The following is a 15,228-nucleotide window of genomic DNA, read 5'->3' as shown; positions in this document are numbered from 1 at the left end:
TCACAGCGGCGGCAGCTGGCACGGGAGATGCGGGTGGTGGCTCGTCGTGTGAGACTAGTGGTTCGAACTGGGTGCGTCAAACTCCAAACGCGCCCTATCTACGCCTGATTCCGAACCTCCTCGACGGTCATCCGAGACTTCTCCGAGTCATCGAGAGCCTCAAGCATCTGCTTGTTGGTGTTTGTCATCGTTTTCTGAATAGGAGCATCCTCTGCCATGATCTTTCGGTAGGCCTCTTGATACATCAGGTCGATTTCCTGGCTTGGTGCCGAGTCCTGCGGTGGACTCACCTCCAGCGTTTTCTGAATCATACTGAAAATAGTCTGGCCACCGAAGAACTCCACTTCTTGATTCAGTACCTCTGCGTTATCGACAGTATTGGCCGGGAAAATATAGCTGCTTAGCTTCCGGTTGTATGACTCCTTGGTGAACGTCCGGTACTCGCCGAACTGTCTGGCCGCCTCCTTGACACTGCTATCCTTCGCTATCGGGATCGTCTCTGGAGCGCCACCTGCTGTCGCACCCCGTGGTCCACCCTCTGTCGTCGCTGGGAGCTGGATCATCCGGAACTGTCCGGACATGTCACCAAGATCCTCTTGGATGAAGTTGATGTACCACCCTGGAACAAGGAACGAGGCGATGTTCTCGTTTTTGAACTCCTTCCAGATGGTGTTCCCAAACAGATCTAAATTCGCACCATACGGTTGTAGTGACTTGCATATCTCCATCGCCTTGAGATTGGGCTCCTGATCAAACTGGAACTCCCCCTCTTTATTGTAGAAGCCCCCGTTGAGCTGGGTGAACAGCGCGTTCGGCGGTCTGATATTGCTAGCCCCGTGTACGAGAAGATTAGCATCAAGTTCGCTCTTCATTTGTTCGCCAGCTTGGATGAGGTCATCGTAAACCTGAATTTGGTCCATCACATCTTGCGGGTTCCCTGGGAGTCCGGCGTCCTCAAACATGCTCTTGTTGTAGATCAGCGTCACTGGGTTGATACTATGCGGGAAAGCGAAGAAGTTCCCACCGACGTGGGTTGCGCTGATGGCTGAGTCAATGAGCTGATCCATATTTGGATAGATAATATCATTTAGGTTCTCAAGCCCACCGTTGGTGGCGGCCGAGCGGTACGCCGGATACTGGATCAGGCCGTATCCGGGGAGCCCGGACTGGACCTGTAGTGCTGATGTCCAGGGTTTGACACCACCGTCGATCTCATTTGGCTGGACCGAGTGCGGCACATCTTCCGTCCAAGCTTTCGCTGCTTCCTGCATCACCGGGAAGTTCGGTCCGAATGACCACGCGGTGAACTCGACTCCTTGGCCGGAACTGCTGTTCCCGCTACTGTTGCCTTGGCTGGAACTACCGTTCCCACTACTGTTGTCTTGATTGGAACTGCCGTTCCCACTACCGTCGCCACCGGAACCGTTTCCGCCGCCTGTACACCCAGCGATGCTGGCTGCACCACCAACGGCAAGACCTCTGATGATTCTACGACGGCTGACTGGGTTGTCTTGTGCCATCAACCAACACCAATTGTATGCTATCATATAAATGTTGGTATTCATCTTGTCGATTCTAGAAGAATAACAGGGGAGAGATGGAGCACACCGAGGTGGCCGGCGAACGCGGACACTCATCCCCGAGAGACCCCCACAACGTCGAGATAGCCGACAGCTAAGCCGGAACCTCCCTAACAGACGGATGGTGGATCGCAGCCCCGGATGCGCGATCGAACAAATAGATCTGATCCTGCGGGATCGAAAAGCCGGTGACCGACATTTCGGCCGGCCGCCGGTCCCCGGCGACCTTGACCGTGTACGACTCCCCACCGAATGTGCCGTGGAGCAGGTTATATTCTCCCATCGGCTCAACGACCTGTACCTCGGCCTCGAAATCGGGGTTCTCGCCTGTGTCCAGCTCTAATTGGTTCGGCCGGATCCCTAAAACGAGGTCGTCAGAGTGGTCCCGCACATCCTCCGGCACGACCGACAGGTCGTAGGACACGTCGGTGCCCTCAAACTGCAGGCTATTGCCCTCTGAAATAGTCACATCAAAGAAGTTCATCGACGGTTCGCCGATGAAGCCAGCAACGAACCGATTGGTGGGCTTGTGATATACCTCCTCGGGGGTTGCAACCTGCTGAAGTCGTCCATCGTTCATAATTGCGATCCGATCGCCCATCGTCATCGCCTCCGTTTGGTCATGAGTCACATAAACGGTCGTGATGCCGAGCGAATTCTGGAGACGCTGTATCTCGGTCCGCATGTCACTACGGAGCTTAGCGTCAAGGTTCGAGAGTGGTTCGTCCATCAAAAACACCTCGGGTTTGCGAACGATCGCCCTACCCAACGCGACGCGCTGTTGTTGCCCTCCGGAAAGTTCGGCTGGTCGCTGATCAAGCAGATCCTCAATCTGCAGTAGTTCGGCCGCCTCCCGTACCCGTCTATCGAGTTCCTCTCCCGAAACGTCCGTTGACATGCGGAGGCCGAACCCAATATTCTTCTCGACGTTCATGTGCGGGTACAGTGCGTAGTTCTGGAATACCATTGCACTGTCCCGCTCCTGTGGTGGCAGATTCGTGATGTCGGCTCCTTCCAACCGGATACTCCCACTGGTCGGTTTCTCAAGCCCCGCAATCATGTTCAGTGTCGTGCTCTTCCCACAGCCACTTGGGCCGACCACAACGAGGAACTCTCCATCCTTGATCTTCAAGTTTAGGTCCTCAACGGCGAGGATATCGCCTGTACTGAACTCCTTGACAACGTTCTCTATGTCTAACGCTCCCATGATATGCAGAACAGGACCTCACTCCTATATTAAATTTTTCCTGCGTTAGCGATCCCCCATATCGCCTCCTCGCCCGCGCCGTCTCTCCACTCAGCGGAAACGCCGCCATCTCTTACGGCCGACCGGACGAGTCGGTTTCGCCGAGCGGCCGATATAATCCATACGCAACCATTTTACTCGATCGGGCAAGCCCAGGCCGTGGCCGAGTAGCTTGACTCAAGAGCTATCGGTCCGTATAATCCATCTGCTCTGGTGAGAGGACGACTGGGCAAGGATAGCGCTAACGGGGACGTGCCAGGACCACGACTGACCAGTCCCCGTAGTGGGTAGTCGTGCCGCGTTCCCCCTCTTAGCGGGGCTGCCGCTACCGATATGTCACTCGCCCAAATTTCGAGTCTCCCACTCCTTCTCGAAGAGGTCAAGCTTGTCCTCGGCGTCAGTACTCGGATCGTACGTGTTATCTCGAACAACATCCATGTCAAGTTCAATCCCAAGACCAGGGTCGTCCGGAAGCTGGAGCCGACCGTCAGCGATGGCCGGGCCACGCGTTGTCAGGTCGTCCGCCCAGTCTTGGTACGCAAAGTCAGCAAACACTTCCTGAATCATGAAATTCGATGTAGTCGCGTCGAGATGCACACACGCGGCTGTTGACACTGGCCCATTGGCGTTGTGCGGTGCCAAGCTGAGGTGTTCTGCCTCTGCCATGCCAGCTATCTTCTTCGCCTCGGTGATGCCACCAACGTAGATGAGGTCCGGTTGCAGGATGTCGACACCGGTAGACAGGAGATCCTGATTCACACGGCTTTCCGGTGACCGATCGACAGCGACCGGAACCGATGAGTGTTCGACGACTCGCTTTAGCGCGGCGTCGTTATCCGGTGGCGTTGGTTGTTCAAGCCATGTGATGTCGAAGTCCTCGAGTCGGCGAGCAATGTCCACTGCCGTGCCTGGAGCGAACCGATAGTGCGCTTCGATGAGCAAGTCGACATCGGGACCGACTGCCTCGCGGACCGCCTTGACGATGTCCATGGCATCTTCGATTTCTCGACGCTCCATCCGGAGCCATGCGGCCCCAAACGGGTCGAACTTCATCGCGTCGTAGCCGGCTTCGACTACCTCCGTCGCCGCCTCCGCGAATCCTTCTGGTTCCCCCCCGGCGTCCGTGTACCATCCGTTCGCGTACGCTCGTAACGAGTCGCCTTGTACCGACCCGCCCAGCAGATTGTACACGGGTTGGTCCAGTATCTTTCCTTTCAAATCCCAACAGGCCATGTCCAGCGCACTCATCGCGGCCATGTTGATGCGGTGGGGCATCATTCCACCCTCGGTCCGGTACATCTCCAAGCGGAAGCGTTCGGTTTCGAACGGACTGTTTCCGAGGTATCGGTGTGCGACCTCGTCGATGGCCGTTGTAACTGTTTCAGGTTTTCGCGGCGTCGTCGCTTCACCGACACCTTGATAGCCTGATGCGGTTTCGACGTGTACGAATACCCACGGTTTCCAGGGATTCGCAACAACGTGGTGCTCGATATCTACGATTTCGTGATCCGACATCGACTCTACCTTTCATACACTCCCTCAAGTAATCTGGTGTTCTGTACCGATTCTATGTGGTTTGTCTATGACAAACGATCTGCTCTCAGCAGTTAGTAGTCCCAACTCTCAGATTCCATCGTGGCTCGTTGTATCGATACCCTTTTGACTGTTTCTCGATCCCACTCACTATCCAAAATATTCAACCATCTGTAAGCAAGTAAGTACACCATCCGGAACTAATGAAAATATACGTATGTGTTGTTTGTCAGAGACAAACATTTTGACTAAATGAATATCTCCTTACACAAATCTGGCCAGTATATTACTCATTACCGAGATGAATAGACAGCGCAAAGTTAACGAGTGCCTCCGCAAGACTCGACAGGTGATGGGCTGGAACGGTGTCAAACGCTCCCACATCGCCGTTTGGAACTGAATACAGAAGTTCGGCGACCGACTCTCGGCAACGAGCCGCCAGTCCTTCGCCGAGGTCCCGTCGACAATCCTGCTGGACGAAACTGCAGCGATCCAGCGCGGCGAACAGTTCGTACTGTCTGCCGTGCTCGATTCCGTGACGTGTGAGGTTGTCCATTTGGGTGTCGCGCCGTTGAGAAACTACCTCACGACGCGGCGGTTTCTCAAAAAGATCGACGCGTTCTCCGCCTCCTTCACCGGCCACAGCGTCGATTCTGCCCACAACTGTCTCCGTTACTTCACGTGGTTCTGGAACCGCTGCCTATCTCAACGCTGCCGGTGAATACTATGGAGACAGACCCAGACTAAAATGTGGCAAGCGTTGCCCGTCACGACCAAGGTGTTTGTCAAGCACAAACGCGGGTTTCTTTGAGCGTTGGTTCATCGCCGTTCACATTCGAAGGTAGGAAGATCACATGAACAGAAGTTCGTCGTCGAGGTTGCGTTTCTCGGCATCGAGTTGTTCGGTCTCGGCGTCGATCGCGGCGATATTCACGGGGCGCACGATGGTTTCCCAGAGGTCCTCATCCCAGGCGATGTCTGACGGGACTCCTTGTCGCTGAGCGACTCGGCTATGAACCGCCGAGCTTGGTCGAATCACTGCTGAACGATGCGTTGGATCCGAACGCTCACCGCATCCTGTTGCTCGACGAGGTGCAGCACGAGCAGTTCGACGCTGACCTCGCGTAATCCGGTGTAATCGGACCGGATTCGTGAGACTCCACAGCTACAGCACTAGCGTTCATCGAGAACTTCGGAGCGCTCACCGTCGTGAGCGCTCCTGAGCAGGCACTGATCCAGCGATCGCCGTCAACGAACGGTCGCGTTCTCCCGCTGAACAGCAGACTTCTGCCCAATTCGTCCGGTCACGTCAGAATTAGCCTAGAACGGATGCTCGTTACTCAACGATGTATTCGAACCGAACAGACGATAACAACTATACGCGCGTTACTCGACGGCGTGTAGTGCAGTGAGGGTTCATGGAGGCACCAAACCAATCAAAATTATTTGCCCGTATTTAGTTACCGGAAGGCAACGGGTGCTGGGTCTAGTGATTAACCCTGTAAGCGAATGATTGTGTGTCAGAGAGCCACAGTCATCGGTTTCGCATCGATTGGTGGAGTCTCTGTATATTGAACGGATTTCGCGAATCAAACCTCTATCGCCCACTCAAATTTAGAAATAGCTGTATCTGTACTAATTAATTCACATACCACAATACTAAAACATATTTCTTCACAAAAGTACTCACAGACTACGGTACCCATCAGGAACTGATTAGCAGTCAAACTTTGAGCTTCTAGTTTTAAAAGTTATGGAGCCAACAGGAATGCGGCCAGCTCGCCGCCGATCGTCAAGCTACCCTTCGAGAACAGCACATTCCGGGCACTCACCACATCGATCACGAGTTCACGCAGTATCTTTACGAGACGCTCCCAGTCACCTATCCAGTCCTGACCGACATCGCCAGCCTCGTCGAGACGCTTCGTACCGCCCAACAGGGTGTCGAACGCACACTCAACGCACGAAACTCCAGGACTCCGAACCCTTAGCTTGGAGTTCCCTCTGATGTCCGTCGCGCTCGGAGGTGACTCTTCAAACCTCCTGTTCGTCGTTACTCGTCCTGGCTCTCTAATCACGAGTAATATCCATTTCGGCTACCTCCGTCAGCAGAAGTCAGGCGAGTAGAGTGCTCATACATCACTGGGCTCGAATTTCTATCGACATCTAAATTTCACAGGAGACTATGCCTGGTGAATCCACCTATCTAGCCTCTGATTAGCGGACTGAGAGCGAGTCACTATTGAGATCTGCGCCAATGGTTTATCGTATTGTGACGCGTCTCAATGACTGAGGGATGGCCTGTGTCACTGCCGAGGACCTTGACGGTTGTCCCTCGGTAGATACAACCAACGAGGAACTCCGAATCGTGATTCGTGAAGCAGTGTGCGACGAACTCGATCGGGCGAACTATTCCGAGGGTCGTGTTCGTCTGAACTCGAATGTTCAAGATCCCGCGTCACGACAAAGTGATAGCGTGCCAACGCTCCTCCACTACTCCGATGTCGAGAACGCCTTCGACCGCCCCGAGCGTGTCGCGAGGCTCGCGGCGGCCCTCCAGACACCCGCCGACGCCGTCGTCGTCGGGTCCGGCGATGTCCTCGCCCCCGGTGCCCTCGCGAACGAACACGAGGGCCGTCAGGCACTCCCGTTCTTCGAGGCCGTCGGACCGGCCGCAGAGACGTTCGGCAACCACGACTTCGACTTCGGCACCAACGCTCTCCAGACCATTATCAAGGAATCACCCCAGCCCTGGGTATCAGCGAACGTCACGCTCCCCGACGTAGACATCCCGCAGTCAGTCGCCATCGAACGCAACGACGGGCGTATCAGCACCACTGGCGTTACCACACCGGATGCTATCGGCGACTGGCTGGACGGCGTTGGGTCCACCGACCCCGTGGACGCGGCACGACAGGTGACCGACCACCTGAAACGGGATTGCGACTACGTAGTCCTCCTCGCGCACGTCGGCGACGAGACGGCAACAACCCTTGCTCGGGAGACCGCGGCCGACGTGGTGTGCGCCGGCCACGTCCACTCCGAGCGCGTCGACCACGTGGACGGCACCTGCATCGTCCGTCCGGATGCCAATGGCCAACTCGTCAGCGTCGTCGATCTCGATACCTTGGAAGTAGCTTCCCGGCACGTTCCCGACTGGGCTCCTGACACGCCGGTCGGCGACCGAGTCCGCAACCTCCGCGAAGGTACCGGCCTCGATGATGTCGTCACCCACGTCGAGACGCCCGTTCCCCGGGACCGGCAGACCCGTTACGACGGCACCTCGACGGTTGCCAGATTCGTCGCCGCCGCGACCCGGTGGGCGGTCGACGCCGACATCGGTGTCATCGATTCCGGTGGCGTCCGCGATGGCCCACCACTGGCTGGCGACATCACCGTTGGCGAAGTACGCGGACTATATCCCTTCGAGGCACCCATTGCAGTCATCGAACTCGACGGCTCCCAACTCCGGGCGCTGGTAGACTCCGCCATCCGTCCCGACGAATACCCAGACAACCCCGTCTGGGCTTACCTCGACGGCCTGACCGTCGACTGGACCACCGACGGCGTCGAAGAAGTCACGAGACGAGACGGCCCGCTCGCAGCCGATGGGCAGTACACTGTGGCCGCCTCGGCTTACGTCGCTGGCAGTGGAACATTCGACGGCGTCACCGACGTTCTGACCGATGATGACAACCCTCTCCATCCAGACGCCCTCGTCGCTTACGCCCGCGAAGAGGGCTTCACGTGACGATCCATCGCCTTAGTCACGCAGAGGCATCGAGATCTGCGACCATCACGAGAGATGCTGCCAGATTTCGGTGGGATCGGTATCGTTCAGGTCGGCGTTCGTCTGCATCTTCCGGAGTTCGGTAATACAGCGCTTGGCGACCAGTGGATACACCTCAGCGGGCGTGAACGAAACGTCGAGGTCCATCAGTTCCAGCCAGTCTTCGGCCCAGATATCCTCGACCACGCGCGGATAGAGGTCGTCGTTCAGATGTAGGCCGAACTCACGACCCTCCTCGACGACCATCGTCCGCACCTGTTTCCGGATCCGTGCTGGCGTGCAGTACGTCGCCACGACGTATTCAGCTCCTGATTCCGCATCCTCGGGCAAGTGACCTCGACACGCTGAAAGCGTTCCGGGGTGACGATGCGCTCCGGACACAACGAGAAGACATTCTTGAGGCCATACGGAGCCTCGATATGGATGAGACCGATCAAACGATTCTCGATACAGAACGAGGCCACGTCCACGCTAAATACGCGATCTGGGCTCTTCTCGAGGATCCTATTGAGACTGAAGATGGGACTCGCGACTCATCTCGTATCAATTTAGGGACTGGTATCGAGCACGCAAACTTGAGCGATACAGCGGTTGCAGCTTACAATCGAGGCACAGGAGCGTTATATGTTCGCCGGCCCCTGATTTCGGTACGAGTGTGGCACTCGCCTGTCTCGACGGAACTCCGACAGTCTCGATATATAGTTTATCTGAGTGATTGGTTCGTAGCTACAGTGAACGGAACCTGCTTTTGCCCCACGTCTAAACAAGACCGTCTCGAGCACAAATCGCGAGGCGACGGAATCGTTCGGTAGCGTCTCGACTCCCGCAAGCGAAAGTACAGCCCTAGTGGAAGGCGTGTGAGAGTAGATCATTCGGTATAAATCTACCGCAACCGCCGATTGATTATATGGTCCGATACCGTTTCGGATGTTGTGAACCGCAAGACGGCAGGCATCGCGTTCGATAATCGAATGAAATCAAACGCGTGGTCGAAGGATCGTTTAAAAGCATCCGTACGCCGTCGGCCAAATGCGGACCGTTCGAAAACCGAATGGGCGCTGCAGGATTTGAACCCGCGACAATTTGGTCCGAAGCCAAACACTCTGTCCAAACTGAGCTAAGCGCCCTCGAAAACCGGTACAGGCGAGTCGCAGTTAAACCCCGCGATCGACGCGTTCCGCGCCCTTTATTCGCCAGCCCCCGGGAGTCGCAGGTATGACCGGCGAGCGCGCCCGTGGCTTGCTCGAACTCACGCGCCCGATCAACGCGATCGCCGCGGGTGCGTTGACGTTCATCGGCGCGTTCGTCGTCGGCAGACTTGGTAATCAGGGAGCGGTGGCCGCGGCGGTTGGCGCGACCGTGCTCGCCGTGGCCGCCGGCAACACGATGAACGACTACTTCGACCGCGAGATCGACCGGATCAACCGGCCCGATCGGGCGATCCCCCGCGGCGCGGTCACGCCCCGCGAGGCGCTCGCGTTCAGCCTCGTCCTGTTCGCCGGGGCGGTCGTGTTCGCGCTCACGCTACCCTCACTTGCGATCGCGATCGCCGTCGTGAACCTTCTCGCGCTCGTCGCGTACACGGAGCTGTTCAAGGGGCTGCCGGGTGTCGGCAACGCCGTCGTCGGCTATCTCGGCGGGAGCACCTTCCTGTTCGGCGCGGCGGCGGTCGGCCGAATCACGGACGCGGTCGTCGTGCTGTTCGCGCTGGCGGCCCTCTCGACCGTGGCCCGCGAGATCGTGAAGGACGTCGAGGACGTCGCGGGCGACCGCCGCGAGGGGTTGAACACGCTTCCGATCGCCGTCGGCGAGCGCACCGCGCTCTGGCTCGCCGCCGGCTTGCTCGCGGTCGCGCTGGTCGCCAGCCCGCTCCCCTATGTGCAGGAGACCTTCGGCTGGCCGTATCTCGTCGTGGTCGCGCTCGCCGATCTCGCCATGGCCTACGCTGCGGTCGAGAGCTTCGCCGACCCGACCGCCGGCCAGGAGCACCTGAGCTACGCGATGTTCCTCGCTGCCGCCGCGTTCGTCGTCGGCCGGCTCGCGGTCACGGTCTGAGCCGGCCACAGCCACCACCGCAAGCGGCGGTGTGCTTTTGTCCGCGGATCACCTCCGAACGGGTATGCCAGTGACTGACGACGACGAACTCCGTGAGATTCTGGACCTAGAGACGGTGGCCGTCGTCGGGTGTTCGTCCACGCGGGGCAAGGACGCCCACGAGATCCCGCGCTACCTCCGCGAACACGGCTACGAGGTCGTCCCTGTCAATCCCCACGCCGAGGAGATCTTCGGCCAAGAGCCCGCCGATTCGCTCGCCGACGTCGACGAGGCAATCGACATCGTCGACGTGTTCCGTCCGAGCGACGAGGTGAGCGGGATCGTCGATGCGGCGCTCGATCGCGACGATGCACCCGTCATCTGGACTCAGCTCGGGATTCGCGACCGGGCGGCAACCGACCGGGCCGAGGACGCCGGGCGGCAGGTCGTCGAGGACAAATGTATGAAGGTCGAACACGGGCGGCTCTGCTGAGGCGACTGCCTGATTTCGTGGTGACGATCGGGCTGACTTACTGGTTGGCTTCGGCGGTGCCCTCCGCCCCGCTCCGGTCCGTTTCGGTTTCGTCCGTTCCGGTTTCGTTCACCTCGACGTCGCCCGTCTCAGCGTCGCTCGCGTCGGCTCCGTCCTCGGTTGCGGGATCGGCGTCGGCGAGTTCGTGATCGGGTTCGGCTTCCTTGATCGTCGCCTCGGCGACCCGCTCGTCGACGTCGATCCCCTGCTCCTCGGCGAGCGCGTCGAGGATCGCGCGCTGCTCGTCGAGGTCGCGCTCGATCCGCTCGACGCGCTGGCTCGTGGCCTCGACGTGGGTCTTGACGTCGTTGACCTGCTTTCTGAGCTCGTCGACTTTCGTATAGAGCTTCTCGGCCATCTCGGTCACCGTCTGGAGCTTCTTGGCCGTGGTTCCGAGTCCCATGTGGGTCCCTTGGAGCGGAGCCACGTGGCTTTTGTGCTCGCCGGCGATCAGCGAGCGTCGAACACGGCGATTAAGACGCCGCCGTTCGGACCGGGAGTATGGACGGTACGCGGTCCGCTCCCCTGCTGGGCATCGCCGGCTGTCTCGCCGCGATCGTCGCGCTCGTCGTCCCGTATCTCGTCGCCGACACGGGGGCGGTCGGCGTCTACTACGACGCCGGGGCCGGGCCGACGCCGCTCGTCGCCGGCCTGTTCGCCGCCGTTTCGATCATCGTCCTCGCCGCGGGGCGTGCGGGTCGCACCGATGGAGCGACCGCCGCCGGCGTCGGCCTGGTCTTCGGGATCTGTATCGCGGGCCTCACGATCGTCTGGGCCGTGACGGTCGATGAGTCGATCGTCTTCCAGCTTTCCCGGGCCGATCTCGTCGCGTACCACCGGTGGGTGCTCGCGGCCGTCTCGCTCGCGGTGCCGATCGGCGGGGCGTGGTACGCTCGCGCGCTCGGCGTGGTGTAGTCTGGTTTGGCGGGGCGGGCCTGGCGTCTCGGCGAGCGCCGAAGCACGCTTCGCGCGTGGTTCGAGAGAGCTTCGCTCTCTCGTCATCACGAAAGGCGCTTCGCGCCTTTCGAACGACTCCGAGCTCTCGCTCACCTTCGGTTCACGAGAACGCAGCGAGCCGAGGCTCAGGAGAGCGTTGCTCTCCTGGTGGATGAAGGGCGAGACTGCGAGCGACGCGAGCAGTCGAGGGCTTCGGCGGTGCTGTGCGGTGGCGGTGCGGCAGCGGTTGCGGGTGATGTGGTGATCGCACCGCGAGCGAACGCAGTGAGCGAGCGGGCCGACGACTGACCGGTGCGAGGCGCGAAGCGTCTCGGATGGTCGAGCGGCGAAGCCGCGAGACGAGGGAAAGAGGAGGCTTTTGAACCAAGTTTTGCGAGCGGCGGGCGGCGCGAACGTAGTGAAGCGTCGCCGGACAAGCGAACGGGGAGCGTAGCGACCCGTGAGCAGGAGCAAGCGTCAGCGATGCGACTGAGCGTAGCAAAAGGTGGTGATGAAGGTCGGACTCCCGGGATTGCCCGGCGTTCCGGCACGGGGAGACCCGCGCGCCTTCTCCACCCCGCGACCCGGCGAGCGACGGCTGTCCGGCGGTCCGCTGCTCGCTTCCGCGCCTGGCGGACTGCCGCCGGTCAACCGCGGCGAGTCGTCCCTGCGGACGAGGTGCCGCGGACCGCCGCCCCCGACGGACGAGGCTTCCACGTTGGCTTGCGGGGCCCGTGCCGGTCGGCACGGACGCACCCGGGGTTCGGCCCCCGCTGAAGACCGTATCGCGGGTGACGAGCAGGGCCTAACTGCCCGGCCTAGTCCGATTTGATCGTTGTCCACTCGCCCATAAGGACTTTTCGGACCCTGCCTCCACCTTTTGCTACGGTCGCTCGCTTTCTTCTCGCGGGCCTTCGGCCCGCTCGACGCTCGCTCCCTCGCAAAATGTGGATCAAAAGCCTGCGTCACCCCCACCGGAAGAGCAAGCTCTTCCGAGCCCCCGTTCGCATGGTCCGCGGGACCGAAGGTCCCGCGCTACTCACGAGAACTCCGGGGGTTCCTCGGCCCGCTCACTCGCGCCTGCGGCGCTCGCTCGCGGTACAACGGCTAGCCCTCCTCGTCCCGCTCTGCAACCGCACAGTGCCGCCCGAGCCCTCACTCCTTTCAGTCGATCGCCCTCGATCCACCAAGGACCGCAACCGCCACCGCACAGCACCGCCGAAGCCCTCGACTGCTCGCGTCGCTCGCAGTCTCGCCCTTCATCCACCAGGAGAGCAACGCTCTCCTGAGCCTCGGCTCGCTGCGCTCGCCGAGACGCCAGGCCCGCACCGTCACCGCAGCCGCTTTACCGTGCAACTGCCCTGGAAAATCCAGTCGACTGTGATCGTCTACGACGGCGCGACGGTGACCTGGCGACCGCGGTCGATCGCGTCCTCCAGCTCCTCCGCGATCGCGCTGCCGCGCGAGACCTGGACCTCGCCGCCCCGCGAGACCGTCGCGGTGAAGAGGTACTCGCCGTCGGCCTGGATCTCGACGGTTTCGCCCGCGTAGCCGTCCATCGGGACCACGACGTGCCGCGAGGTGATCTCGGGCGTGACGATCTCGCCCGCGCCGCTCGATCCGCCACCGCTCCCGGTCCGACTGCCGCCACCACCGCCACCCCCGCTACTCGCGTTTCCCGACCGCCCACCCCGACCACCGGGGCGCTCGTCGAACGTCCGCACGTCGATGCTGATCCCGAGGCGGTTCTCGATGTCGGTGATCCGCCCGCCGCCCTTGCCGATCACCGTCGAGATGTCGGCCTCCTCGACGTAGACGACTGCGGTGTTCGCGCTCTTGAGATCGACCTCGCAGCTACCGTGCGCGACCGACCGGATCTCGCGCTCGATCTCCTGTTTCGCGATCCGATCCACGCCGCTGTCCTCGTCGTCGGCGTCGCCGACGGGCACGGTGACGACCTGGCGGTTGAAGCTGTAGATCTCGTATTCGGGTCGCTGAGTCTCGAAGTCCCGGACTTGGATCACCGGCCGCGCGAGGTCCTCCTCGGTGAGCCCCTCGGGGACCTTGACCTCGGTCCGGACATCGTAGACCGTCTCGATCTCGCCCGCCTCGACGTACACCACGGTGTCGACGACCTGGGGGATCATCCCGAGTTCGACCCGGCCCACCAGCCGCCCGAGCGCGTCGATCGCCCGGGTGGCGTGGACCACGCCGATCATCCCGACGCCAGCGAGCCGCATATCGGCAAAGACCGAGAAGTCCTCGGTCTTCCGCACCTCGTCGTAGATCGTGTAGTCGGGCCGGACCATCAACAGCGAGTCCGCGGTGTTCTCCATCTGTCCGTCGAGTTCGGTGTACTGCGTGATTTCGGGGCCCACCTGGAGATCGCGGGGCTTCTCCATCGTCTTGACCGAAAACGCCGAATCGGCGAGGAACCCCGCGACCGCACCCGCGAGCGTCGACTTCCCCGCGCCCGGTGCGCCCGCGATCAGGACGCCGCGCTGGTGGTCGAGCAGTCGCTCGCGGAGGTCGTCGGCGTAGTCGTAGTCGTCGAGCTCGGTCTCGACGATCGGCCGGACCGCGGTGATCTCCAGCCCGTCCGAAAACGGCGGCCGGGCGAGCGCGATCCGGTACTCCCCGAACTGGACGATCGTCATTCCATTTCTATCGAGCTCGGTGAACCCGTCGCTCGACGCCCGCGTGGCGGTCTCGATCTCCGCGACCCACTCGTGGAGGTCGTCCTCGGTGAGCGGCTCGTCGCCGATGGTCTCGAAGCGCATCTCGCCGACCGCACCGCGCTTCGCCATCGGTGCGACGCCGGTCTTGAGGTGGACGCTCATCGTCTCGTCGTCGAAGAACTCCTCGATCGCGAGGTTCTCGGGCGCGTCCCCGCGGATCTCGGGATCGACGTACTCGACGTCGAGGCCCTTCGCCCGGGCGACCTCGCTTTGAACTTTGTCGCTCGTGAGTAGCGTGGCTCCCTTTTCGGTAGCGAGATCGCGGATCAGCGCGTCGACCGCGCCCTCCCCGGCGGCGTGGCGCTCGCCGTCGCCCGGCCGCCGGCCGACGTACTCGACCTCGACACTCCCTTCGTCGGCGAGTTCGGCGAGTCGCTGGAGCTCGGAGAGGCCGTCCCAGCCCGACTCGCGGCCGTCGTTGGCCTGGGATTCGAGCTCCGTGACGACCGCCTCGGGGACCGCAACGGTCTCCCCCTCGAACGCACCGCTCTCCACTCGTTCGGACACGCGCCCGTCGATGACCGCGCTCGTGTCCGGTACGACAGTCATGCGTGTCGTTCGGCCGGCAGGATCAAAAGGGTGTTCAAGCGCGCTCGAAAGCGTACTGCCGGTTCAGGCATATCCGACGATACCGCCCCAGCATACGGTGACGGAGATCCAATTCGTCTGCAGCAGTCACGACTCCCACGAGAGACCGTGGGCCACCCCCTCCCCAGCCGATTCCCTCTCTCCGCTCGCTTTCGCTCGCTCCGTTCGGTCATCCCTCGCGCGAGTCGCGCGCTTCGCGCTCCCGCGCGCCACCGCCCCTGACGGTGAACGGATCTCCGTCCAACGGCAAT

At 60.8% G+C, this 15,228-nt stretch carries 10 protein-coding genes, 1 tRNA gene, 1 other RNA gene and 1 pseudogene; 5 read left to right on the top strand and 8 right to left on the bottom strand.

Translation table 11 applies throughout. The features are described 5' to 3' along the window. Positions 1-98: 98 nt before the first annotated feature. From TX76_RS13845 to TX76_RS13835, 3 genes are all read right to left on the bottom strand, one after another. Positions 99-1,520 (bottom strand): ABC transporter substrate-binding protein, encoded by a 1,422-nt coding sequence (locus TX76_RS13845; RefSeq protein ID WP_195156068.1) that lies wholly within the window; start codon positions 1,518-1,520, stop codon positions 99-101. 154 nt (positions 1,521-1,674) lie between these two features. Continuing rightward, on the bottom strand, positions 1,675-2,787 hold the full coding sequence (locus TX76_RS13840; RefSeq protein WP_049903172.1) for an ABC transporter ATP-binding protein: 1,113 nt from the start codon (positions 2,785-2,787) through the stop codon (positions 1,675-1,677). Between the two features lie 375 nt (positions 2,788-3,162). Next, entirely contained in the window at positions 3,163-4,341 is a 1,179-nt protein-coding gene (locus TX76_RS13835; protein ID WP_049903171.1) for a mandelate racemase/muconate lactonizing enzyme family protein, read from the bottom strand. A gap of 1,835 nt (positions 4,342-6,176) precedes the next feature. Between TX76_RS13835 and TX76_RS18755 the strand changes: the two genes are divergently transcribed. Continuing rightward, positions 6,177-6,350 (top strand): DUF7260 family protein, encoded by a 174-nt coding sequence (locus tag TX76_RS18755; protein WP_449404498.1) that lies wholly within the window; start codon positions 6,177-6,179, stop codon positions 6,348-6,350. Positions 6,351-6,835: 485 nt separating this feature from the next. After that, positions 6,836-8,110 carry a bifunctional metallophosphatase/5'-nucleotidase gene (locus tag TX76_RS13825; protein WP_195156067.1) on the top strand — a complete coding sequence of 425 codons (1,275 nt, stop codon included), beginning with the start codon at positions 6,836-6,838 and terminating at the stop codon, positions 8,108-8,110. Positions 8,111-8,155: 45 nt separating this feature from the next. Here TX76_RS13825 and TX76_RS13820 read toward each other — a convergent pair. Continuing rightward, positions 8,156-8,485, bottom strand: a pseudogene (locus TX76_RS13820) (hypothetical protein); the annotation flags it as partial. A 716-nt stretch (positions 8,486-9,201) separates the two neighbouring features. Then, positions 9,202-9,276 (bottom strand) — tRNA-Arg (locus TX76_RS13815). A gap of 88 nt (positions 9,277-9,364) precedes the next feature. Between TX76_RS13815 and TX76_RS13810 the strand changes: the two genes are divergently transcribed. Next, on the top strand, positions 9,365-10,204 hold the full coding sequence (locus TX76_RS13810; RefSeq protein WP_049903165.1) for a geranylgeranylglycerol-phosphate geranylgeranyltransferase: 840 nt from the start codon (positions 9,365-9,367) through the stop codon (positions 10,202-10,204). 64 nt (positions 10,205-10,268) lie between these two features. Beyond that, a complete protein-coding gene (locus tag TX76_RS13805; protein ID WP_049903164.1) occupies positions 10,269-10,676 on the top strand; it encodes a CoA-binding protein in 408 nt (135 codons plus the stop codon). Positions 10,677-10,713: 37 nt separating this feature from the next. Here the strand turns inward: TX76_RS13805 and TX76_RS13800 are convergent, their stop codons facing one another. Beyond that, on the bottom strand, positions 10,714-11,118 hold the full coding sequence (locus TX76_RS13800) for a DUF5798 family protein (RefSeq protein WP_049903162.1): 405 nt from the start codon (positions 11,116-11,118) through the stop codon (positions 10,714-10,716). Between the two features lie 98 nt (positions 11,119-11,216). Between TX76_RS13800 and TX76_RS13795 the strand changes: the two genes are divergently transcribed. Beyond that, entirely contained in the window at positions 11,217-11,630 is a 414-nt protein-coding gene (locus TX76_RS13795; RefSeq protein ID WP_049903161.1) for a DUF7548 family protein, read from the top strand. 537 nt (positions 11,631-12,167) lie between these two features. On the opposite strand, the gene ffs is transcribed toward TX76_RS13795, so the two are convergent. Continuing rightward, positions 12,168-12,480, bottom strand: an RNA gene (ffs, locus tag TX76_RS16920) — signal recognition particle sRNA. A 559-nt stretch (positions 12,481-13,039) separates the two neighbouring features. After that, positions 13,040-14,938, bottom strand: coding sequence for a PINc/VapC family ATPase (locus tag TX76_RS13790; RefSeq protein ID WP_049903159.1), 1,899 nt, complete (start codon positions 14,936-14,938; stop codon positions 13,040-13,042). Between the last annotated feature and the right edge of the window lie 290 nt (positions 14,939-15,228).

The organism is Halococcus agarilyticus (assembly GCF_000334895.1).
GTDB lineage: Archaea > Halobacteriota > Halobacteria > Halobacteriales > Halococcaceae > Halococcus > Halococcus agarilyticus.
This window is presented reverse-complemented; position numbering and strand designations above follow the sequence as displayed.

Coding starts and splice junctions, on each gene's coding strand:
- TX76_RS13790 (WP_049903159.1), bottom strand. CDS start 14,938: ATGACTGTCGTACCGGACACGAGCGCGGTCATCGACGGGCGCGTGTCC.
- TX76_RS13840 (WP_049903172.1), bottom strand. CDS start 2,787: ATGGGAGCGTTAGACATAGAGAACGTTGTCAAGGAGTTCAGTACAGGC.
- TX76_RS13795 (WP_049903161.1), top strand. CDS start 11,217: ATGGACGGTACGCGGTCCGCTCCCCTGCTGGGCATCGCCGGCTGTCTC.
- TX76_RS13805 (WP_049903164.1), top strand. CDS start 10,269: ATGCCAGTGACTGACGACGACGAACTCCGTGAGATTCTGGACCTAGAG.
- TX76_RS13800 (WP_049903162.1), bottom strand. CDS start 11,118: ATGGGACTCGGAACCACGGCCAAGAAGCTCCAGACGGTGACCGAGATG.
- TX76_RS13845 (WP_195156068.1), bottom strand. CDS start 1,520: ATGGCACAAGACAACCCAGTCAGCCGTCGTAGAATCATCAGAGGTCTT.
- TX76_RS13835 (WP_049903171.1), bottom strand. CDS start 4,341: ATGTCGGATCACGAAATCGTAGATATCGAGCACCACGTTGTTGCGAAT.
- TX76_RS13810 (WP_049903165.1), top strand. CDS start 9,365: ATGACCGGCGAGCGCGCCCGTGGCTTGCTCGAACTCACGCGCCCGATC.